The following is a 21459-nucleotide window of genomic DNA, read 5'->3' as shown; positions in this document are numbered from 1 at the left end:
TTTCTCCAGCCAAGGTATCAACCGTGAGCGTGAACAACCCTCTTTTGCAGTCCTATGACCTGCCGCCGTTCTCCGCCATCCGCGCCGAACACGTACAACCGGCCATTGAACAGATCCTGGCTGACAACCGTGCCGCTATCGTCGAGATCCTCAAGACCCAGGTCAAGCAGCCAACGTGGGCTGGCCTGGTGCTGGCGATGGACGAACTCAACGACCGTCTGGGCGCCGCCTGGAGCCCGGTCAGCCACCTCAATGCCGTGTGCAACAGCGCCGAACTGCGTGAAGCCTACGAGTCGTGCCTGCCGGCCTTGAGCGCCTATTCCACTGAAATGGGTCAGAACCGCGAACTGTTCCAGGCTTTCGAAGCCCTGGCCAGCAGCCCGGAGGCCGCCGGCTTCGACGTGGCGCAGAAAACTATCCTGGAACACTCCCTGCGTGACTTCCGTCTGTCGGGTATCGACCTGCCGGAAGCCGAACAAAAGCGTTACGCCGAAGTGCAGAGCAAACTGTCTGAACTGGGCAGCCGTTTTTCCAACCAGTTGCTCGATGCCACTCAGGCCTGGACCAAGCACATCACCGATGAAGCCGCCCTCGCCGGCCTGACCGATTCGGCCAAAGCGCAAATGGCCGCCGCGGCTCAGGCCAAGGATCTGGACGGCTGGCTGATCACCCTGGAATTCCCGAGCTATTACGCGGTGATGACCTACGCCCAGGACCGCGCGCTGCGTGAAGAAGTCTACGCCGCGTACTGCACCCGGGCGTCGGACCAGGGGCCGAATGCCGGCCAGAACGACAACGGCCCGGTCATGGAAGAAATCCTCGACCTGCGTCAGGAACTGGCAAAACTCTTGGGGTTCAGCAGTTTCTCCGAGTTGAGCCTGGCGACCAAAATGGCCGAGTCCAGCGATCAGGTGCTGAGTTTCCTGCGCGACCTGGCCAAGCGCAGCAAACCGTTCGCTGCCCAGGATCTGGAACAGCTCAAGGCTTATGCCGCCGAACAGGGCTGCCCGGATCTGCAAAGCTGGGACAGCGGTTTCTACGGCGAAAAACTCCGTGAACAGCGTTACAGCGTCGCCCAGGAAGCCCTGCGCGCCTACTTCCCGATCGACAAGGTACTCAGCGGTCTGTTCGCCATCGTCCAGCGCCTGTACGGCATCGAGATTGCCGAGCAGAAAGGCTTCGACACCTGGCACCCGGATGTCCGCCTGTTTGAAATCAAGGAACACGGCCAGCACGTCGGCCGCTTCTTCTTCGACCTCTATGCTCGCGCCAACAAGCGTGGCGGCGCCTGGATGGATGGCGCCCGCGACCGTCGTCGCACCGCTGGTGGTGTATTGCAAAGCCCGGTAGCCAACCTGGTGTGCAACTTCACCCCGGCCGACAGCGGCAAGCCTGCGCTGCTGACCCACGACGAAGTCACCACCCTGTTCCACGAGTTCGGTCACGGTCTGCATCACCTGCTGACCCGCGTCGAGCATGCTGGCGTGTCCGGCATCAACGGCGTGGCTTGGGATGCGGTCGAGCTGCCGAGCCAGTTCATGGAAAACTGGTGCTGGGAGCCGGAAGGCCTGGCGCTGATTTCCGGTCATTATGAAACCGGCGAACCGCTGCCTCAGGACCTGCTCGGGAAGATGCTTGCGGCGAAAAACTTCCAGTCCGGCCTGATGATGGTGCGCCAACTGGAGTTCTCGCTGTTCGACTTCGAACTGCACGCCACCCACGGCGACGGCCGCAGCGTGCTGCAAGTGCTTGAAGGCGTGCGTGACGAGGTTTCGGTGATGCGTCCGCCGGCCTACAACCGCTTCCCCAACAGTTTTGCGCACATCTTCGCTGGAGGTTACGCCGCGGGTTACTACAGCTATAAGTGGGCTGAAGTGCTGTCGGCCGATGCGTTCTCGAAGTTCGAAGAAGAAGGCGTGCTCAACGCCGACACCGGTCGTGCGTTCCGCGAAGCAATCCTGGCCCGTGGCGGCTCCCAGGAGCCGATGGTGCTGTTCGTCGACTTCCGTGGTCGTGAGCCATCAATTGACGCACTCTTGCGCCACAGCGGCCTGAGTGAGGGCGCGGCAGCATGAGTGAGGGACCTGTGATTACGAAAAAACGCTTTATCGCCGGGGCGGTCTGCCCGGCATGCAGCGAGCCGGACAAATTGATGATGTGGAATGAAGACCAGGTCCCGCACCGAGAGTGCGTGGCCTGCGGTTACTCCGACACACTCAATGAGCAAGGGCTGTCGGTGCCCAAGGAGTTGGGTACGCGGGTGAACACCAGCGCCCCCAAACCTGCCGACACCAAGGTTCAGCCGGTTCAGTTCTTCCCGAATCCGAAGCTGAAGAAAAAGCCTGACGAACAAAATTGAGTGAAAAAAGCCCCCGTTGTGCAATGCAGCGGGGGCTTTTTTTATTCGATGTGAGCGGACTTGAACCAGCTCTTCATTGAACACGCAGCGAATGGGCTGGTGCTGCAATCGCCATTGGCCAGGGCCGTGCGCAGTTTTTCCACGTCGGCCTGCATCATGTAGCGAATTCCGTCCTTGAAGTGGGTGCTGTCGCCAAAGCCGCCCTGGGTCATTTCGTTCAGGGCCTCCTCCTTGGTCCAGCCCTGGATGACAGCCCGGTACATGGCGGCCATCAGGCCGGTACGGTCGGAACCGTGTTTGCAGTGCATCAGCACCGGGCCTTTGGCTTCGGCGGACCGAATGGCGCGCAAGGCCTTGAGCACATCGGCGTCATCCACATGGTTGGTGCGATAAGGCAGTTGTACTTGCGTGATACCTGGCGCGGACAACCAACTGGAGTCTGCTTCGGGCAGGAAATTGATCACAGTGCCCACCTTGAGTTTCTCCAGCAGCGGCACCGCGCCCTTGTCCGGCAAGGCGCTGCGATAGAGCGTCGGCGACATCTGGAAGAGGTTGTATTGCTTCTCTATCTGTTGAGCCCAGTCTGCTGGACGCTGCATCACACTGTCGTCAGCAAGTGCCGGTGTCAGGTTAGCGAGCACAACCAGCGACAAGCATATTGCAGATAAAAAACGTGGAAAAAGCATGCTTGAGCGACCGTTCAGAAAGGGACGGGAAGATGGTGGCAAGGATCAGCCATGCACGGTCAAAGGCCTGTGAGCTGACTGTCAAAGAATCGTGAAGTCCGCGCTCAGGTTATAGTTTCAGTTTGATGAAGGATTTGAGCAGCTCGTTCAGTCCGACCCCATAGTTAAACACCTGTCCAGTTAAAGGGTTGCGCTTGCGACCTTCAAAAGACGAGCCGGCATTCGCAGATTTAGTTTTGTACACACCGAGGCTATACAGTTGATGATCATCTTCGTCAATTTCAAATTCCTCAACGTCTACTCGAAGCTCGGGTGATTCAGCGGAAAGACGATAAAGGTACGCTATGCCCTCTGGGGCAATTATTTGTTGATGATAAAAAGCGAGTGCAAGTTGTGTAAGGGCGGCAATGTCCTTTTCGTCGATGCTATTGTCTGGAGTGACATTGATATCGGACCAAGGATCAAAATCGAGCTTTGAAGTCTTGCCTTCGTCTTTTATATGGAGTGTCACTGAGGGAGCGCCTGCGAGAATATCAGCGAATTGCTCCATTGTTTTGTTCGGATACTCGCCTGCCCTTATTAGCTTGATAATTACCTGCACACCTTTCGTCGTTTCTTTTTGTTGTAGATAAGCACCAGTTTTTATGAGCATTGACATTTTTATCCTCCAGGCTGTCTGGAATGCATGCGGGAGCCCGCATGCATTCGGCAATAGCACTTTCCAGTGATCGGAAAGCCAGGGCTCAGGGATTGACGATACTGGCATAAGCCTTTGCCAGCGCCTGTAACTTGGCTTTGTCGTCGGCATCGATGGTCCCGTCTCCATCGACATCCTTGCCCACGGTCCGGATGCTGAAAGAGTTGCCAAGGTCGGTGGAAGTGGCGGTGTAGTAAGTTGAGTCGACCAGCTTTTCAACTTGCATTTCATTTTCCGCATCCCAACTCAACTCTTTGCGAGCCAGTTGCAAAGAAACCAAGGTGTTGGGTTCCGAAGGATTTGGTCGCATGAGTTGAAGGAAAATACCGCGCTGATTAAAGAAAGACATTAATAAATCCTTTTATTTGATTGCTGTTGAGGGTATTGCCTGTTGGGTTGAATATACGGTTGGGTATTGAATCTAACCACTGACTATATGTTTCCTGAGTTTTCTGATTATCAATGAACAAGTAAGCATCATGATGCCCCTTTGTCAGATGAAGGGCTGAGCGGTACTGGTCGACAGGCAGTGAGTTGGGTACTGTATGGATATACAGATCAAGGAGTCCGCTGATGGTTAGCTCTCTGCCTCCCCGCGGCCGCGGCACCGCAACCAACCCGCACAACCGCTTTGCCCCCAGCCATTCGGTGGTTGAGGACGACGGCTGGTATCAGGAAGTACCGCTCACCCAGGGCACCGAGGTGAGCATTGAAACGGCGAAAACCATCATTACCCGCAATACGTCGCCGGACTTGCCCTTCGATCGATCGATCAATCCCTATCGCGGTTGCGAGCATGGCTGCATCTACTGCTACGCGCGGCCAAGCCATGCCTATTGGGACATGTCGCCCGGGCTGGATTTCGAGACAAAGCTGATCGCCAAGACCAACGCTGTGGATGTGTTGGAGCAACAACTGTCCAAACGCGGCTATCAATGTGCGCCGATCAACCTCGGCTCCAACACCGACCCCTATCAGCCGATCGAGCGTGAATACAGGATCACCCGGCATACCCTCGAAGTACTGCTGCGATATCGCCATCCCGTGACCATCGTCACCAAAGGCTCGCTGATACTTCGCGATTTGGACCTGCTGACCGAACTTGCACAGCAAAACCTGGTGGCGGTGATGATCAGCCTGACCACCCTGGACGACGATCTCAAACGCATCCTTGAACCCCGCGCCGCAGCGCCCAAGGCCCGGTTGCGGGCGATCAGGGTCATGCGCGAGGCGGGCATTCCGGTGGGCGTCCTGTGTTCACCGATGATTCCGATGATCAACGACAGCGAACTCGAAAGCCTGCTCGCCGAGGCTCACGACGCCGGAGCACAAAGCGCCGCCTACATGATGCTGCGTCTGCCGCTGGAAGTGGCGCCGCTGTTCGAAGAATGGCTGGGCGCCCACTATCCGCAACGGGCGGCGCATGTGCTGAGCCTGATTCGCCAGAGCCGTGGCGGTGAACTCTACGACAGCCGCTTTGGTGCTCGAATGCGCGGCGAAGGTCCCTTCGCCGACCTGCTGGCACAGCGTTTTGCCAAAGCCATCAAGCGCCTGGGGCTCAATCGCCGGGAAAGCTTTGACCTGGACTGCAATGCCTTTTGTCCGCCCGGTCGCCAAATGTCATTGATTTGAGGACAATTGGCCTATGGTTGAGTACTGAAGATCGCGCTTGCGTCTTAGGCTGGTCACGTTTTTTGTGACCTGCAACACGCATTCTAGAGCGTTTTATTCAGTTTCAATTAAGATTCGGCCGCTACCTTGTTCATCGAGTGACTGATGGGTCGAGATGTTTGGCCTGGATGTTTTTTAACCAGCCACTGGCTTCACACCGGACCACACGGGATGACTCCCTGAGCCCGCCAATGAGGATGAATTGATGAGTGACAAGGATAAACAGCCGTTGGCTGCGTCGGCTTCAGCCCAACCCGAGGCCGAAACCGCCGATGCAGCGTTGCAGCATATCGTTGACGGCTTTTTGCATTTTCATCATGAGATCTTTCCTCAACAGGAAGAGCTCTTCAAGAAACTCGCCACGGCCCAGCGGCCACGAGCGATGTTCATCGCCTGCGCCGATTCGCGCATCGTTCCCGAGTTGATTACCCAGAGCTCCCCCGGCGACCTGTTCGTGACCCGTAACGTCGGCAACGTCGTGCCGCCTTACGGGCAAATGAACGGTGGTGTTTCCACGGCCATCGAGTACGCCGTACTGGCTCTTGGGGTGCATCACATCATCATTTGCGGGCATTCCGACTGCGGCGCCATGCGCGCGGTGCTCAACCCGGACAGTCTGGAAAAAATGCCCACGGTCAAAGCCTGGCTGCGTCATGCCGAAGTGGCCAAAACCATGGTGCAAGAGAACTGCAACTGCTCCAGCGAAAGCGAAAGCATGCACATCCTCACTGAAGAGAATGTGATCGCCCAGTTGCAGCATCTGCGCACCCATCCGTCGGTTGCTTCGCGCATGGCCAACGGTCAGCTATTTATTCACGGCTGGGTCTACAACATCGAAACCAGCGAAATCAAAGCGTACGACGCCGATCAAGGCTGTTTCCTGCCGCTCAATGGCAGCCTGCCAATTCCCGTGGCGACGCCCAAAGCGCGCTTCTAAATCCTCCTAAATCGTTGTGTGGTTCAGCCGAGGCTGCCGTTCAGGCAGCCTGGCTTTGCCATGCCTGAAGAAAAATTTCGGGAGACTCACCATGCGTGCTGCTCGACTCAAAGCTGTTCTGCCACGGGAGCTACTGGCTTCGGTGGTTGTGTTTCTGGTCGCCCTGCCTCTGTGCATGGGCATCGCGATTGCTTCGGGGCTGCCGCCGGCCAAAGGCCTGATCACCGGCATCATCGGTGGTCTGGTGGTCGGCTGGTTGGCCGGTTCGCCACTGCAAGTCAGCGGCCCGGCGGCGGGCCTGGCCGTTCTGGTGTTCGAGTTGGTCCGCCAGCACGGCATCACCATGCTCGGGCCGATACTGTTGTTGGCGGGTTTGCTGCAACTGGTGGCTGGCCGATTGAAGCTGGGCTGCTGGTTTCGAGTGACGGCACCCGCGGTGGTGTACGGCATGCTGGCCGGGATTGGCGTGCTGATCATCCTGTCTCAGGTGCATGTGATGCTGGATGCCGTGCCCAAACCTTCGGGTCTGGATAACCTGGCGGCCTTCCCGGCGGCGCTGTCTCTGGCGTTGCCCACGTTTGGCTGGCAAGCCGGGTTGCTCGGTTTGTCGACAATCGCCGTCATGTGGCTGTGGGATAAATTCCGTCCGCAATCCCTGCGCTTCGTTCCTGGCGCGCTACTTGGCGTCGGTCTGGCCACGCTTGCCAGCCTGATGCTGGCGTTGCAGGTCAAACGGGTTGAGGTTCCGGCCAACCTGACGGAGGCCATCGACTGGCTCAAGCCAGAGGATCTGCTCAACCTGGCTGATCCGACCTTGCTGATCGCGGCGTTTGCCGTGGCTTTCATCGCGAGCGCCGAAACCTTGCTCTCAGCCGCCGCGGTTGATCGCATGCACAGTGGTCAGCGCTCGGACTTCGACCGGGAATTGTCGGCGCAAGGTATCGGCAACATGCTGTGTGGCCTGCTTGGAGCGTTGCCGATGACCGGCGTTATCGTACGCAGTTCGGCGAATGTTCAGGCTGGCGCAACCACGCGGTTTTCGACCATTTTCCACGGCCTGTGGTTGTTGGCGTTCGTACTGTTGCTGTCCAGCGTGCTGCAAAGCATTCCGGTGGCGAGCCTGGCGGGCGTGCTGGTGTACACCGGTTTCAAGCTGGTGGATCTCAAGGTATTCCGTGGTTTGGGCCGGTATGGTCGGGCGCCGATGTTCACCTATGCGGCAACCGCGCTCGCCATCGTTTTCACGGACCTGCTGACTGGCGTATTGATTGGCTTCGGCCTGACGCTGGTGAAACTGGCGCTGAAAGCTTCGCGGTTGAAAATCAGCCTGATCGACCTGCCTCAGGAAGGGGAAATGGAATTGCGCCTGGTGGGCGCGGCGACCTTCCTCAAAGTGCCGGCGCTGACCCAGGTGCTGGGTAGTATTCCACCAGGCGCGACGGTGCATGTGCCGCTTAACAACCTGAGCTACATCGATCACTCGTGTCTGGAGCTTCTGGAGGAGTGGGGCCGGGCGAATGCGGCCAAGGGTTCGAAGCTGTTGATTGAATCGCGGGGGCTGAAGCGCAGACTTGAAGGCAGGGTTCGTACCAACACGGGCATAGGTGCGGCTGGCTGAGGCCCGATGTGGGAGCGAGCTTGCTCGCGATGGCGGTAGATCAGTCAACTTTGATGTTGAATGACATAGCCTCATCGCGAGCAAGCTCGCTCCCACAGGGGATTGTGTTTACCGGTGAATCAAGCCGCCGGTTGATCCAGTTCCAGGCCTACGCCCAAACGGCGGGACATGCACGGCCAGCGTTTCCACGCGGCGCCGGTGTCCGGGCTGTTGAGCTTCTCGCGGTAGGCTTCCACGGACTCCAGTGCGAAGGTTTCGTCGTTGAGCATCTCGTCGATGGCGTGATGCACCACTTCGTCCAGTTGGTTGGCGAACGTCTCACCGATCAATTGGTGAGCAATCAGGTTGGCGACAGTCATGTCCAAGGGGATCAGTGGCTGGCCAAGATGCTTGATGTACAGGTCGTTGACCTCTTCGACAAACCGGTGCGCCAGATAGGCTTCATCCAGCAGACTGTCGAGCCCGGCATGGCCGGCCATGATGGCTGGCGGCTGGAGGAAGTATTGCTCGGCGATTTTCAGCACCGGTTTGATCTGTGACTCAATGCCCGCTTCCCTGGCGACTTCATTGGCTGCATCCAGCAGATCAGGCACTTCTTCGATGTAGGCGGCGACAAATCGCGTCAGTACGCCTTTGGTATCGGCCTCCGGTAATTGGATCGCCGGGTGCAGATGAGCCAGTTTGCTTTCCAGTTGACGCGTCAGCAGACCGGTCTCGGCTTCGTGTTGTTGGGCTGTTTGGATCTGCTCGCGCAATGCGGCGGTGTTCATGAAAACTCCAGGAAACAAGGCAATGAAATAGGGAAGACATAACTTAGCTGGCTTACGAAAAATGCTAAGACGCATTTGTCATAATTATTTCATCCTTGAGACGGTCCCGTTATATCGATTTGCCACCACTCGTCTGCATCCTTCTCCATTCGTGCCCTGCAACGCAAGTTAATGCTGTTTCAGATCATTTACGCCTTCGCATTGCGAGGTGAGAGTCGCTGTCTATACTCGGGGTGGAATGGAGTTAGCTGATGACGCCCGACTGCATATGCAGCAAGGCCCGGTGCTCAAGTTCGTAGTCTGATGCAGCCGCTCCCTTGCCGCAGGTGAAAGCCGGCGGGATAACAAGAACGATAAGGGGAACCCGCAATGATGCGACATCCACATGTCTGGATGGGCCTCCTGTTGTGGTCGATTTTCAGTCAGGCGCAAGCGGCCTGGACTGTGAATATGGCGCCTGGAGCGACTGAAATCAGTCACGCAGTATTCGACCTGCACATGATCATTTTCTGGATCTGTGTGGTGATCGGCATCATCGTATTTGGTGCCATGTTCTGGTCGATGATTCTCCACCGCCGCTCGACCGGGCAGGTGGCCGCCAAATTTCATGAAAGCACCACCGTCGAAATTCTCTGGACCATCGTGCCCTTCCTGATCCTGGTGGCCATGGCGGTTCCCGCTACCGCGACCCTGATCAAGATGTACGACGCCAGTGAGCCGGAAATCGACATCCAGATCACCGGTTACCAGTGGAAGTGGCACTACAAATACCTGGGCCAGGACGTCGAGTTCTTCAGCAACCTGACCACCCCCCAGGATCAGATCCACAACAAGGAAGCCAAGGGCGAGCACTATCTGCTCGAAGTCGACAAGCCATTGGTGCTGCCGGTCGGTGCCAAGGTGCGCTTCCTTGTGACCTCCGCCGACGTGATCCACTCCTGGTGGGTGCCGGCTTTCGCGGTCAAGCGCGATGCGATTCCCGGGTTCGTCAATGAAGCCTGGACCCGTATCGACAAGCCCGGCATCTACCGTGGCCAGTGCGCCGAGTTGTGCGGCAAGGATCACGGCTTCATGCCGACCGTGGTCGAGGTCAAGGAAAAGGCCGATTACGAAAAGTGGCTGGCCGATCGCAAGGCCGAGGCCGCGCAGCTCAAAGAGCTGACCAGCAAGGAATGGACGCTCGAGGAGCTCAAGGAACGCGGCGACAAGGTCTATCACACCACCTGCGTGGCCTGTCACCAGGCCGAAGGCCAGGGTCTGCCGCCGATGTTCCCGGCACTCAAGGGCTCGAAAATCGCCACCGGACCGAAAGACGCTCACCTGAGCATTGTTTTCCACGGCAAGCCTGGCACTTCCATGGCCGCATTCGGCAAGCAACTCTCGGAGGTCGATATCGCGGCGGTCGTGACCTATGAACGTAACGCCTGGGGCAACAACAAGGGCGACATGGTCACGCCTAAAGAAGTGCTGGAGCTGAAACAGGCGGAAAGCAAATGACCCGGTCTATTGCGCACGTAAGGAACCGGTCGGGGCTACGCACCCCGGCCTGCCCAGTCCATCTGTTTGCAGGAGACAGGACATGACTGCTGTAATCGATGAGCATGTTCATACCGCCACCGACCACGCCCATGGCCCCGCAAAAGGCCTGATGCGCTGGGTGCTGACCACCAACCACAAGGACATCGGTACGTTGTACCTGTGGTTTGCGTTCTCCATGTTCCTGCTTGGCGGTTCGTTCGCGATGGTGATTCGCGCCGAGCTGTTCCAGCCGGGGCTGCAGATCGTCCAGCCGGAATTTTTCAACCAGATGACCACCATGCACGGTCTGGTGATGGTCTTCGGTGCGGTGATGCCGGCCTTCGTCGGCCTCGCCAACTGGATGATCCCGCTGATGATCGGCGCGCCGGACATGGCCCTGCCGCGCATGAACAACTTCAGCTTCTGGCTGTTGCCGGCGGCGTTCCTGATGCTGGTGTCGACCCTGTTCACTGCCGGTGGCGGGCCGAACTTCGGCTGGACGTTCTATGCGCCGCTGTCGACGACCTACGCGCCGGAAAGCGTGACCTTCTTCATTTTCGCCATCCACTTGATGGGGATCAGTTCGATCATGGGCGCGATCAACGTGATCGCCACCATCCTCAACCTGCGCGCCCCCGGCATGACGCTGATGAAAATGCCGCTGTTCGTCTGGACCTGGCTGATCACCGCGTTCCTGCTGATTGCGGTGATGCCGGTACTGGCCGGTTGCGTGACGATGATGCTGATGGACATCCACTTCGGCACCAGTTTCTTCAGTGCCGCCGGTGGCGGAGACCCGGTGCTGTTCCAGCATGTGTTCTGGTTCTTCGGTCACCCCGAGGTGTACATCATGATCCTGCCGGCGTTCGGCGCCGTCAGCTCGATCATTCCGGCCTTTTCGCGGAAGCCATTGTTCGGCTACACCTCGATGGTCTACGCCACGGCGAGTATCGCGTTCCTGTCGTTCATCGTCTGGGCGCACCACATGTTCGTGGTCGGCATTCCGCTGGTGGGCGAGTTGTTCTTCATGTACGCCACGTTGCTGATTGCGGTGCCGACGGGCGTGAAGGTGTTCAACTGGGCCAGCACCATGTGGCAGGGCTCGTTGACGTTCGAGACGCCGATGCTGTTTGCCGTGGCGTTCGTGATCCTGTTCTCCATCGGCGGTTTCTCCGGGTTGATGCTGGCCATCGCCCCGGCGGACTTCCAGTACCAGGACACCTACTTCGTGGTCGCGCACTTCCATTACGTGCTGGTGCCGGGGGCGATCTTCGGGATCTTCGCCTCGGCCTACTACTGGCTGCCGAAATGGACCGGCCACATGTACGACGAAACCCTCGGCAAGCTGCATTTCTGGCTGTCGTTCATCGGCATGAACCTGGCCTTCTTCCCGATGCACTTTGTGGGGCTGGCGGGCATGCCACGACGGATTCCGGACTACAACCTGCAGTTCGCCGACTTCAACATGGTGTCGTCGATCGGCGCATTCATGTTCGGCGCCACGCAGATCTTCTTCCTGTTCATCGTGATCAAGACCATTCGAGGCGGCGCGCCGGCACCGGCCAAGCCGTGGGATGGGGCTGAAGGTCTGGAGTGGAGCATCCCGTCGCCGGCGCCGTATCACACCTTCACCACGCCGCCGGAAGTGAAATGAACGCCTGGCCCTTTGCAGGAGCGAGCTCGCTCGCGATGGTCGTCAACGATGACGCTGGAAGCCTGACACACCACGGCGCTCTCAAGTTTTTCGCGAGCAAGCTCGCTCCTGCAGGGTTGTGCGGAAATCATGGCTGACTCGATTTCGATGAAGAAACTGGTCACGCGCCTGCTGACCGTGGTGGTGGCAATGTTTGTGTTCGGCTTTGCCCTGGTGCCGATCTACGACGTGATGTGCAAGGCCTTCGGCATTAATGGCAAGACCGGCGGGCAGTACGAGGGTGAGCAAACGGTCGACACCTCGCGGCAGGTACGCGTGCAGTTTCTGTCGACCAACACCGCCGACATGCCGTGGGACTTTTATCCCAAACATGACGAATTGACCGCGAACCCGGGGGCGGTGAACGAGATGATCTTCATCGCCCACAACCCCACCGATAAGCCGATGAGCGCCCAAGCCGTGCCGAGTATCGCGCCCAGCAATGCGGCGGCGTACTTCCACAAGACCGAATGTTTCTGCTTTACCCAGCAAGTGCTGCAGCCCGGTCAGCGGATCGAAATGCCGGTACGTTTCATCGTTGATCGTGACATGCCCAAGGATGTGAAGCACCTGACGCTGTCCTACACGCTGTTCGATATCACCGCCCGACATCCACCGGTAGCTGTAAACACTGGCGGCTGAGCGTGCCCGATAAGGAGAACAATAAATGGCAACTCATGAACATTATTACGTCCCGGCCCAGAGCAAATGGCCGATCATCGCCACGGTCGGGATGTTCGTCACGGTGTTTGGCCTGGCCACCTGGTTCAATGATCTGAAAGCAGCGCGTCCGGAATCCCACGGGCCGCTGATCTTTTTCGTCGGTGGCCTGTTGCTGGCCTACATGCTGTTTGGCTGGTTCGGCACGGTGATCAAGGAAAGTCGCGGCGGCTTGTACAGCGCACAGATGGATCGCTCGTTCCGCTGGGGCATGAGCTGGTTCATTTTCTCGGAGGTGATGTTCTTCATCGCCTTTTTTGGCGCGCTGTTTTATGTGCGTCAAATCTCCGGACCGGCGCTCGGTGGTGAAGGCGCCAAAGGCATGGCGCATATGCTGTGGCCGAACTTCCAGTTCACCTGGCCGCTGCTGAGCAACCCCGACTCGAAACTGTTTCCGCCGCCCAAGGAAGTCATTAGCCCCTGGGGCCTGCCGCTGCTCAATACCGTGTTGCTGGTCAGTTCCAGCGTGACCGTGACCATCGCCCACCATGCCTTGAAAAAGGGCCATCGCGGCGCACTGAAACTCTGGCTGGCGCTCACTGTATTGCTCGGCAGTGCGTTCCTCATCTTCCAGGCCGAAGAGTACATGCACGCCTACCGCGAACTGGGCCTGACCCTGGGCTCGGGCATCTACGGCGCGACCTTCTTCATGCTCACCGGGTTCCATGGCGCCCACGTCACCATCGGCACCATCATCCTGTTCGTGATGCTGATGCGGATCATGCGCGGGCACTTCGACAACGAGCACCAGTTCGGTTTCGAAGCGGCGACCTGGTACTGGCACTTCGTGGATGTGGTGTGGATCGGGCTGTTTGTTTTCGTCTATGTGCTTTAAAGCAGCAGTTACCAGGGGGCATTGGAAACCAGCTGGCCGCTGAAAAAGCCCCAGGCAATCAAGCCAAGGGTAAGGGCGGCCAGGGTCACACGAACACTCAAGGCAATGACGAGGCGGTTTGAGCGGCTGTCGTCCTTGACCAGAAAAAACAGGCCGCTGAACAGGCTGACAACCGTGGCAATCAGCATCAGGACGATGGCTGCTTTGAGCATGGTGAGACTCCGGGGGGACAAGCGATGTACTTGAGTATAGCTATCGCGATGACCGATTTTCTGGCAATGCCATGAAGTGCTTTCGGCCAGGTATCGTGCCAACGCTGGTGGTGGCGCTGCTGCTGCCGCTACTGGTGTCCCTGGGGTTCTGGCAGTTGAGTCGGGGCGCGGAGAAAAGCGCGCTGCTGCAAAGCTACACCGAGCGGCGGGCCGCCGAGCCGATGGCCAGCACCGAACTGCAACACACGACAGACCCGGCCTTCCGTCGGGTTCACCTGTACGGCCGGTTCGATGCCGAACACAGCCTGCTGCTGGATAACAGTCAGCGCAACGGCAGGGTTGGCGTCGAGCTGTTGCAACCCTTTCACGATCAGGCCACCGGGCTTTGGCTGCTGGTCAATCGCGGCTGGTTGCCTTGGCCGGAGCGCCGCACACCACCGCAATTCAAGACACCCACCGAGGCGGTAAGCCTTGACGCGTGGGTCTACGTCTCCCCTGGGGCGACGTTCCAATTGCACGCAGATCCCACAACGTTGACATGGCCGAAGCTGATTACGGCCGTTGAGCCAGACAAGCTCTGGACAGCACTGAATCGCGAAGGCTTTGCCTACGAACTACGTGCCGAAACCGGACCCGCCATCTACCAGGCCGACTGGCCCGTAGTCGCCATGGGCCCGGAAAAACACATCGCTTATGCCGTGCAGTGGTTCGCCATGGCGATCGTCCTGTTCGGTCTTTATCTCTATCTCGGCTGGCACAACGCAAAGGAGAAACACCATGGGAGCGGCCATGAATCCACCCAGCATGTCTGAGGCGAAACCGTTGGTGAACCGGCGCAAGGGCCGTATGCAACTGCTGCTGATCCTGCTCGGGGTGATCGGTCCGATGATCCTTGCCACCGGCATGTACAAGCTGAATTTCTGGGTGCCCGAGGGCCGCAGTTATCACGGCGAGCTGATCGGTAACGGTCAGACCCGGGCGGACATCGGCGTGCAGGCCCAGGAAGAGCGTTGGCAGATACTGGTGACCGCGCCCAAGGATTGCGCGGTGGACTGCCAGCAACTGGTGTATCTGGCGCGGCAAATCCAGATCGGCCTGGGCCGCGATGCGTCCCGCGCCAGCCATGCATTGGCCACCGCGCAGACGCTGAACAGCGATTACGAGACTAAACTTCAACGCGAGTACCCGCAGTTGCAACGTTATTCACTGGACTTGCCTGCCTACACAAAAGGCGCTCAGAGCAATGACGTGCCGCACCTGTGGATCATCGACCCCCACGGCAATCTGGTTCTGCGCTACGACCCGTCGGTGAAGGGCAAGGACTTGCTCAACGATCTGCGCCACCTGCTGAAACTGTCGAACATCGGATAAGGGCATCGTCATGGCCAAGCCTGGATTTCGCCTCGCGTTGTTTGCCACCTTGCTGGCACTGATTGTGGTGTTGCTCGGCGCCTACACGCGCCTGACCCACGCCGGCCTCGGCTGCCCGGACTGGCCCGGCTGCTATGGCTTCATCAGCGTGCCGAAAAGCGAAGCCCAACTGGCCCATGCCGAATTGCATTTCCCGGACGCTCCGGTCGAGGCCCACAAGGGCTGGAACGAGATGATCCACCGCTACACCGCCGGCACGCTGGGGCTGTTGATCGCGGTGTTGGCCGGTCGTGCGTGGGGGCATCGCCGCCATCCCGGACAGCCGGTGAAGCTGCCGTTGTTCCTGTTGGCGGTGGTTTTTGGTCAGGCCGCGTTCGGCATGTGGACGGTAACGCTCAAGCTCTGGCCGCAGGTGGTCACCGGGCATTTGCTGGGCGGCTTCGCGACCTTGAGCCTGTTGTTTCTGCTGACCTTGCGCCTGTCCGGCGTACTGCCGGCGTTGACGGTGCCACGACGTTTACAGCACTGGGCGACGGCAGGGCTGTTGCTGGTGATCGGGCAAATCGCCCTCGGGGGCTGGGTCAGTTCCAATTACGCCGCCGTGGCCTGCATCGACTTTCCGACCTGCCACGGCCAGTGGTTGCCAGCGGCGGACTTCGCCAACGGCTTTCACCTGACCCAGCACATCGGCCCGAACTACCTCGGCGGGCAACTGGACAGCGATGCCCGTACGGCCATTCACCTGACTCATCGCATCGGCGCGTTACTGGTCACCCTGGTATTGCTCGGTCTGGCCTGGCAACTGAAGGCGGTTGGCATGACGCGCCTGGCAGGCCTGGTGCTGATCGCACTCGGCGCACAAATCACCCTGGGCATCAGCAACGTGTTGTTCCATCTGCCGCTGCCGGTGGCCGTCGCGCATAACGCGGGCGGCGCGGCGCTGTTGCTGACCATGGTGCTGGTCAATTACCACGCCCGAACCAGTCTGGTCCGGGTCAAGCAAGCGCGCTGGCACTTCAGCCCACGTAAACACTCAGCCGGGCCCATAACAATAAAAGGAGAAATGCCATGGCGATTCTGATCGGCGAACGTCCCAGTCAGGCGATCTGGCGTGACTACCTGGAACTGACCAAGCCCAAAGTGGTGGTGCTGATGCTCATCACTTCACTGGTGGGGATGTTCCTCGCGACCCGTGCGGGCGTGCCGTGGACGGTGCTGATTTTCGGCAACCTGGGCATCGCCCTGTGTGCCGGTGGCGCGGCGGCGGTCAATCATGTGGTGGACCGGCGCATCGACGCGGTGATGGCGCGCACCCACAAGCGGCCGCTCGCCGAAGGCCGGGTTTCGCCGACCGCCGCGCTGACGTTCGCGCTGGTATTGGCGGTCCTCGGGCAAGCCATGCTGCTGGCGTTCACCAACCCGCTGACCGCGTGGCTGACCCTCGCCTCGTTGCTCGGCTACGCGGTGGTCTACACCGGATTCCTCAAGCGCGCGACCCCGCAGAACATCGTCATCGGTGGTCTGGCCGGTGCCGCGCCGCCATTGCTCGGCTGGACCGCCGCCACCGGTCACGTCAGCGCCGAACCGCTGCTGCTGGTGCTGATCATTTTCGCCTGGACCCCGCCGCACTTCTGGGCGCTGGCGATCCATCGCAAGGAGGAATACGCCAAGGCTGACATCCCGATGTTGCCGGTCACCCATGGCGAGCACTACACCAAGATTCACATCCTGCTTTATACCTTCGCATTGCTTGCCGTCAGCCTGATGCCTTATGTGATCCACATGAGCGGCACGCTCTACCTGGTCTGCGCGCTCGGGTTGGGCGCGCGGTTTCTGCAATGGGCCGTGGTGCTGTACCGTGGCACTCGGCCGCACGCGGCAATCAACACGTTCAAGTACTCTATCTACTACTTGTTCCTGCTGTTTATCGCCCTGCTCGTAGACCACTACCTATTGTTGAACCTATGACTCGAACCCAGAAAACCGTCTTCATACTTGTCGCCCTGGTCGCACTGATCCTGGGCCTGACCGTCAACAAGGTGCTGTCCGGGAAAAACCAGGGCGATCCGACGGCGCTGATCGACGCCGGCATCATCTTGCTGCCGCAGAGCCGTAATCTGCCGGACGTGATGATGACCAATCAGGACGGCCAGCCGGTCGCGATCAATGAATTGAAAGGCAAGTGGAGCCTGCTGTTCTTCGGCTATACCTTCTGCCCGGACATCTGCCCGACCACCCTCGCCCAGTTGCGGCAGATCAAGAGCGAATTGCCGCCCGAGGCGGTGGATAAATTGCAGATTGTGCTGGTCAGCGTCGACCCGAACCGCGATACGCCCAAGCAGCTCAAGCAGTACCTGGGCTACTTCGACCCGCAGTTCATCGGCCTGACCCCGGCGTCGACCGATGAACTGCAAACGATCGCCAACGCAGTGAGCATTCCGTTCATTCCGGCGGACACGAGCAAGCCGAACTACACCGTTGATCACAGCGGCAACCTCGCGGTGATCGGGCCGGATGGGACACAGCGTGGGTTCATTCGGGCGCCGTTGAACAATGCGAAGCTGGTGGCGCAGTTGCCGGTGATGCTCAAGCGCAACTGAAAACACCACCAAACCCTGTGGGAGCGAGCTTGCTCGCGATGGCGGTGTATCAGTCAGCTTGGATGTTGAATGTTATGGCCCCATCGCGAGCAAGCTCGCTCCCACTGGGGCCGTATTTCCAGGCACAAAAAAGGGGATGCACTTGGCATCCCCTTTTGCATTGCAGCAGTTCGATCAGAACGCCGGCACCACCGCGCCTTTGTACTTCTCGAGGATGAAGGCCTTCACTTCCGGGCTGTGCAGGGCAGCCACCAGTTTCTTCATCGCATCGGTGTCCTTGTCGTCTGGACGGGCAACGAGGATGTTCACGTAAGGCGAGTCGCTGCCTTCGATGAACAGCGCGTCCTTGGCCGGATCAAGCTTGGCTTCCAGCGCGTAGTTGGTGTTGATCAGCGCCAGGTCGACCTGAGTCAGCACGCGCGGGATGGTCGCGGCTTCCAGTTCGCGGATTTTCAGATCCTTGGTGTTCTCGGTGATGTCCTTGACGGTCGACAGGATGTTGTTCGAATCCTTCAACTTGATCAGGCCGGCCTTGGCCATCAGCAACAGCGCACGGCCGCCGTTGGTAGCGTCGTTCGGGATGACCACGTTGGCACCGCCAGGCAGTTCAGCGATGGTCTTGTACTTGCTGGAGTAAGCGCCCAGGGGCTCCAGATGCACGCCAGCCACAGAAACCAGATGGGTGCCCTTGGCCTTGTTGAACTCATCCAGGTACGGTTGGTGCTGGAAGAAGTTGGCGTCCAGGCGTTTTTCCGCGACCTGCACGTTCGGCTGGATGTAGTCGGTAAATACCTTGACCTTCAGGTCCACGCCTTCTTTGGCCAGGGCCGGCTTCACGAATTCGAGGATCTCGGCGTGCGGAACCGGAGTGGCCGCGACGGTCAGGGTTTCAGCGTGGGCAGAGAATGCCGCAACGGCCGCGAAGGCAACGAGTAGTTTTTTCATTCAGCTAACTCCATGTGAGGCGCCCGTTTGGCGCCTGCCAGCGAATGGCCGGCTCATGTCTTACTTACGGGAAAAGTGGACGACCAATTTGTCGCCAACGGTTTGCAGTACCTGGACCAGTACCAGCAGCAACACCACTGTCACCACCATCACATCGGTCTGGAAACGCTGGTAACCGAAACGGATCGCCAGGTCACCCAGACCACCAGCGCCAACGACACCGGCCATCGCCGTGTAGGACACCAGTGTAATGGCGGTCACCGTAATCGCCGCGAAGATGCCCGGACGAGCCTCAGGCAGCAAGGCATTGGTGATGATCTGTCGTGTAGTCGCGCCCATGGCCTGGGTCGCTTCGATGATGCCGCGATCCACTTCACGCAGGGCGGTTTCCACCAGGCGCGCGAAAAACGGCGTGGCACCCACTACCAGCGGCGGAATTGCACCGGCGACACCAAGGGAGGTACCGGTGATCAACACGGTGAACGGAATCATCACGATCAGCAGGATGATGAACGGCAGCGAGCGCAGGATGTTCACCACCAGCGACAACATCGCGTAGATGCCTTTGGCTTCCAGCAACTGGCGCGGGCTGCACAGGAACAGCAGCACACCCAGCGGCAGGCCAAGCAGTACGGTGAACAACAGCGAACCACCCAGCATCAGCAAGGTGTCACCGGTGGCCAGCCAGATTTCGAACCAGTCGATATTGGCGAAGAAACTTGTCAGGGCTTCCATTAGCGCAGCACCTCCATGTGGACGTCGGCTGCGGTGAAGCGGGCGAAGGCTGCTTCCATGTCACCGCCGGTCACGGCCAGGGTCAGTTGCCCGTAGGGGATGTCTTTGATGCGGTCGATGCGACCGGCCAGGATGCTGTAGTCCACACCGGTTTCCCGGGCGACGGTGCCCAGCAACGGCGCGTAGGTCGCGTCGCCCTGGAAGGTCAGACGCACGATGCGGCCTGGCACGTGAGCGAAGTCGTCACGCTGTTCGCTTTCGTCGATCTGCTCGTCTTCCTGCACGAAGCGCTTGGTGGTCGGGTGCTTCGGATGCAGGAACACTTCGGCCACCGAGCCTTGCTCGACGATCACGCCGGCGTCCATCACGGCTACCTGGTCGCAGACCCGGCGGATCACGTCCATCTCGTGGGTGATCAACACGATGGTCAGTTTCAGCTCGCGATTGATCTCGGCCAGCAATTGCAGGACCGATGCGGTGGTTTGCGGGTCGAGGGCGCTGGTGGCTTCGTCGCACAGCAGGATTTTTGGCTTGGTCGCCAGCGCACGGGCAATGCCGACACGCTGCTTCTGCCCGCCGGACAATTGCGCCGGGTACTTTTTCGCGTGGTCGGACAAGCCGACCCGCGCCAGCAACTCGGCCACGCGCGAATCGATCTCGCTGCGCGACAATTCGCCGGCCAGGGTCAGAGGCAGCGCGACGTTGTCGGCGACAGTCTTGGAGGCCAGCAGGTTGAAGTGCTGGAAAATCATCCCGACCTGCTGACGGAAGCGGCGCAGGCCGTTGGCGTCGAGTGCAGTGACTTCTTCACCGTCGACGGTGATTTTGCCGCCACTGGCGTTTTCCAGGCGATTGATCAGACGCAGCAGGGTACTTTTTCCTGCGCCGGAATGACCGATCAAGCCGTAAACCTGCCCGTTCTCAATCGTCAGACTGGTCGGATGCAGGGCGGGGATTTCCTTACCGGCGACGCGGTAGGTTTTATGGACGTTTTGAAACTCGATCACGTAGCGAACCTTGTGGGGCGCGTTAGAAAAGGATCAGCGGTTAGCCGGGCGCGCATTTTAGCCTGTCCGTATAGAGGTTCTTAGCATTTATTTCGTATTTGTCCTGTCATTTGGCAATAACGCGATCAAAGGTCAGAAAAAAGGAACGGCTGAAGAAACTCACCCAAGGCCGAAGGCAACTTCGACATGGTGGGCAGCATCGGGTTTGGGACAGGGAGGCGAAGGCCAAGGCGATTCCGGCCTGAAGATCTGCGGAGCCAGGGAGACCGCCATCGCGAGCAAGCTCGCTCCTACAGTAGAGATGTGTTGGTCACAAAATGTGTGGGCAACCCGAAACCCTGTGGGAGCGAGCGTACTCGCGATGCTTTTAAGATTTACGAGGCGTTAGAACCATCTGTGCCGGGACACTGCGCAAAATCTGCCGCTCCAGCTTCAGATCAAACTCAGGATCGAGTTTCTTCACCCGTTTGGTCAGCAAGTTGGCCAGCCAAGGGTAATCATTAGTGCGTGGAGCCTGAATGCTCACGTCGCACTGAAAATTCACCACATCGGCGGCAATGGCATCCAGTTGGCGACGCAGTTTGCCCATATCGTTGATATTGAGCACGACCGTGGTGCTTTCAGCCGTCAGGTCGATAACCTTGGCTTTTGGCTTGGCTTCGGCAGCCTTGAGGGCGGCTTCGGCTCTTTCCAGTTCGGCCTTGCGCGCCTGGGCAATCGAGCCGTTGACTCCGCCGGTCAGTGCCGGAGCCTTGGGCATCAACGCGCGGGCACGGCTCAGGGCAGTTGCTGCGGCATCCACGTCACCCTTTTGCAGCACGATCTGGCTGCGGCGCAGATAGGCTTCGGCCAGCTGCCGCTGGTATTGCTCAAGGGAAGCATCGTTGGGCGATTCGGCCTGCAAGGCTGCCAATTGGTCTTCGGCGATGGCCAGTTCATCGCTGGCGATGTTTTGTTCCAGTTGTACGATGGCCGCGGCCCGCGCATCGGCGGCCTCGGTGGCCGCCGGTGGCGTGCTTTGGCAGGCGCCCAGCAGCAAAGAAAATGCGACAAGGAGCAGATAACGGGAGGCGAACGACTTCATT

Annotated in this window: 23 protein-coding genes and 1 pseudogene; 15 read left to right on the top strand and 9 right to left on the bottom strand. The window is 59.1% G+C overall.

Annotated elements, in window-relative coordinates:
* The first annotated feature begins 23 nt into the window (after positions 1–23).
* Together prlC and AC1RS8_RS03040 are read left to right on the top strand one after the other, a co-directional pair.
* Complete coding sequence (gene prlC, locus AC1RS8_RS03045; protein ID WP_057712620.1) at positions 24–2075, top strand: oligopeptidase A; 2052 nt, start codon at positions 24–26, stop codon at positions 2073–2075.
* Positions 2072–2359, top strand: a complete 288-nt coding sequence (locus AC1RS8_RS03040) for a YheV family putative zinc ribbon protein (protein WP_057712619.1) — start codon at positions 2072–2074, stop codon at positions 2357–2359. The genes prlC and AC1RS8_RS03040 overlap by 4 nt, the downstream gene beginning before the upstream one ends.
* Positions 2360–2400: 41 nt before the next feature.
* Here the strand turns inward: AC1RS8_RS03040 and AC1RS8_RS03035 are convergent, their stop codons facing one another.
* From AC1RS8_RS03035 to AC1RS8_RS03025, 3 genes are all read right to left on the bottom strand, one after another.
* Entirely contained in the window at positions 2401–3045 is a 645-nt protein-coding gene (locus AC1RS8_RS03035) for a phosphatase domain-containing protein (RefSeq protein WP_198530227.1), read from the bottom strand.
* 109 nt (positions 3046–3154) lie between these two features.
* On the bottom strand, positions 3155–3703 hold the full coding sequence (locus tag AC1RS8_RS03030) for a hypothetical protein (RefSeq protein ID WP_489339501.1): 549 nt from the start codon (positions 3701–3703) through the stop codon (positions 3155–3157).
* An 85-nt stretch (positions 3704–3788) separates the two neighbouring features.
* Positions 3789–4091 carry a hypothetical protein gene (locus AC1RS8_RS03025; protein WP_349735885.1) on the bottom strand — a complete coding sequence of 101 codons (303 nt, stop codon included), beginning with the start codon at positions 4089–4091 and terminating at the stop codon, positions 3789–3791.
* Between the two features lie 224 nt (positions 4092–4315).
* On the opposite strand from AC1RS8_RS03025, the gene AC1RS8_RS03020 reads away from it, so the two are divergent.
* From AC1RS8_RS03020 to AC1RS8_RS03010, 3 genes are all read left to right on the top strand, one after another.
* Entirely contained in the window at positions 4316–5374 is a 1059-nt protein-coding gene (locus AC1RS8_RS03020; protein ID WP_489339502.1) for a PA0069 family radical SAM protein, read from the top strand.
* 244 nt (positions 5375–5618) lie between these two features.
* Positions 5619–6350 carry a carbonic anhydrase gene (locus AC1RS8_RS03015; protein WP_008045785.1) on the top strand — a complete coding sequence of 244 codons (732 nt, stop codon included), beginning with the start codon at positions 5619–5621 and terminating at the stop codon, positions 6348–6350.
* A 91-nt stretch (positions 6351–6441) separates the two neighbouring features.
* Positions 6442–7968: a SulP family inorganic anion transporter gene (locus AC1RS8_RS03010; protein WP_489339503.1), complete on the top strand. Its 1527-nt coding sequence runs from the start codon at positions 6442–6444 to the stop codon at positions 7966–7968.
* Between the two features lie 119 nt (positions 7969–8087).
* Here AC1RS8_RS03010 and AC1RS8_RS03005 read toward each other — a convergent pair whose 3' ends face one another.
* A complete protein-coding gene (locus tag AC1RS8_RS03005) occupies positions 8088–8738 on the bottom strand; it encodes a hypothetical protein (RefSeq protein WP_057712613.1) in 651 nt (216 codons plus the stop codon).
* A 369-nt stretch (positions 8739–9107) separates the two neighbouring features.
* Between AC1RS8_RS03005 and coxB the strand changes: the two genes are divergently transcribed.
* From coxB to AC1RS8_RS02980, 5 genes and pseudogenes are all read left to right on the top strand, one after another.
* Positions 9108–10235, top strand: a complete 1128-nt coding sequence (coxB, locus tag AC1RS8_RS03000; protein ID WP_057712612.1) for a cytochrome c oxidase subunit II — start codon at positions 9108–9110, stop codon at positions 10233–10235.
* A gap of 82 nt (positions 10236–10317) precedes the next feature.
* Positions 10318–11910, top strand: a complete 1593-nt coding sequence (ctaD, locus tag AC1RS8_RS02995) for a cytochrome c oxidase subunit I (protein ID WP_057712611.1) — start codon at positions 10318–10320, stop codon at positions 11908–11910.
* Positions 11907–12032 (top strand): annotated as a pseudogene (locus AC1RS8_RS02990) (outer membrane lipoprotein carrier protein LolA); the annotation flags it as partial. The gene ctaD and the pseudogene AC1RS8_RS02990, both read left to right, overlap by 4 nt.
* Positions 12033–12039: 7 nt before the next feature.
* On the top strand, positions 12040–12591 hold the full coding sequence (locus tag AC1RS8_RS02985) for a cytochrome c oxidase assembly protein (RefSeq protein WP_056726726.1): 552 nt from the start codon (positions 12040–12042) through the stop codon (positions 12589–12591).
* A 25-nt stretch (positions 12592–12616) separates the two neighbouring features.
* Positions 12617–13504: a cytochrome c oxidase subunit 3 gene (locus tag AC1RS8_RS02980; protein ID WP_057712610.1), complete on the top strand. Its 888-nt coding sequence runs from the start codon at positions 12617–12619 to the stop codon at positions 13502–13504.
* Between the two features lie 8 nt (positions 13505–13512).
* Here AC1RS8_RS02980 and AC1RS8_RS02975 read toward each other — a convergent pair whose 3' ends face one another.
* Positions 13513–13716, bottom strand: coding sequence for a twin transmembrane helix small protein (locus AC1RS8_RS02975; protein WP_057712609.1), 204 nt, complete (start codon positions 13714–13716; stop codon positions 13513–13515).
* 71 nt (positions 13717–13787) lie between these two features.
* Between AC1RS8_RS02975 and AC1RS8_RS02970 the strand changes: the two genes are divergently transcribed.
* From AC1RS8_RS02970 to AC1RS8_RS02950, 5 genes are read left to right on the top strand one after another with little or no spacing between them, the layout of a single operon-like run.
* Entirely contained in the window at positions 13788–14528 is a 741-nt protein-coding gene (locus AC1RS8_RS02970) for an SURF1 family protein (protein WP_218494531.1), read from the top strand.
* Positions 14494–15087, top strand: a complete 594-nt coding sequence (locus AC1RS8_RS02965; protein ID WP_090457722.1) for a PA_0111/PP_0108 family redox-active disulfide protein — start codon at positions 14494–14496, stop codon at positions 15085–15087. The genes AC1RS8_RS02970 and AC1RS8_RS02965 overlap by 35 nt, the downstream gene beginning before the upstream one ends.
* A gap of 10 nt (positions 15088–15097) precedes the next feature.
* Positions 15098–16168 carry a COX15/CtaA family protein gene (locus AC1RS8_RS02960; RefSeq protein ID WP_489339504.1) on the top strand — a complete coding sequence of 357 codons (1071 nt, stop codon included), beginning with the start codon at positions 15098–15100 and terminating at the stop codon, positions 16166–16168.
* A complete protein-coding gene (gene cyoE / locus AC1RS8_RS02955; RefSeq protein ID WP_008045805.1) occupies positions 16156–17055 on the top strand; it encodes a heme o synthase in 900 nt (299 codons plus the stop codon). The genes AC1RS8_RS02960 and cyoE overlap by 13 nt, the downstream gene beginning before the upstream one ends.
* Positions 17052–17687 (top strand): SCO family protein, encoded by a 636-nt coding sequence (locus AC1RS8_RS02950; protein ID WP_057712605.1) that lies wholly within the window; start codon positions 17052–17054, stop codon positions 17685–17687. The genes cyoE and AC1RS8_RS02950 overlap by 4 nt, the downstream gene beginning before the upstream one ends.
* Positions 17688–17861: 174 nt before the next feature.
* On the opposite strand, the gene AC1RS8_RS02945 is transcribed toward AC1RS8_RS02950, so the two are convergent.
* From AC1RS8_RS02945 to AC1RS8_RS02930, 4 genes are all read right to left on the bottom strand, one after another.
* Positions 17862–18632 carry a MetQ/NlpA family ABC transporter substrate-binding protein gene (locus tag AC1RS8_RS02945; RefSeq protein ID WP_223501678.1) on the bottom strand — a complete coding sequence of 257 codons (771 nt, stop codon included), beginning with the start codon at positions 18630–18632 and terminating at the stop codon, positions 17862–17864.
* 60 nt (positions 18633–18692) lie between these two features.
* A complete protein-coding gene (locus tag AC1RS8_RS02940) occupies positions 18693–19367 on the bottom strand; it encodes a methionine ABC transporter permease (protein ID WP_057712603.1) in 675 nt (224 codons plus the stop codon).
* Positions 19367–20374: a methionine ABC transporter ATP-binding protein gene (locus AC1RS8_RS02935; RefSeq protein ID WP_057712602.1), complete on the bottom strand. Its 1008-nt coding sequence runs from the start codon at positions 20372–20374 to the stop codon at positions 19367–19369. The genes AC1RS8_RS02940 and AC1RS8_RS02935 overlap by 1 nt, the downstream gene beginning before the upstream one ends.
* A 367-nt stretch (positions 20375–20741) precedes the next feature.
* A complete protein-coding gene (locus AC1RS8_RS02930; RefSeq protein WP_057712601.1) occupies positions 20742–21458 on the bottom strand; it encodes a PA5502 family lipoprotein in 717 nt (238 codons plus the stop codon).
* Between the last annotated feature and the right edge of the window lies 1 nt (position 21459).

It is taken from the genome of Pseudomonas sp. GW821-FHT12A04 (genome assembly GCF_058807755.1).
Note: the sequence above shows the minus strand (reverse complement) of the source record. Positions and strands in the feature narration are given on the sequence as shown.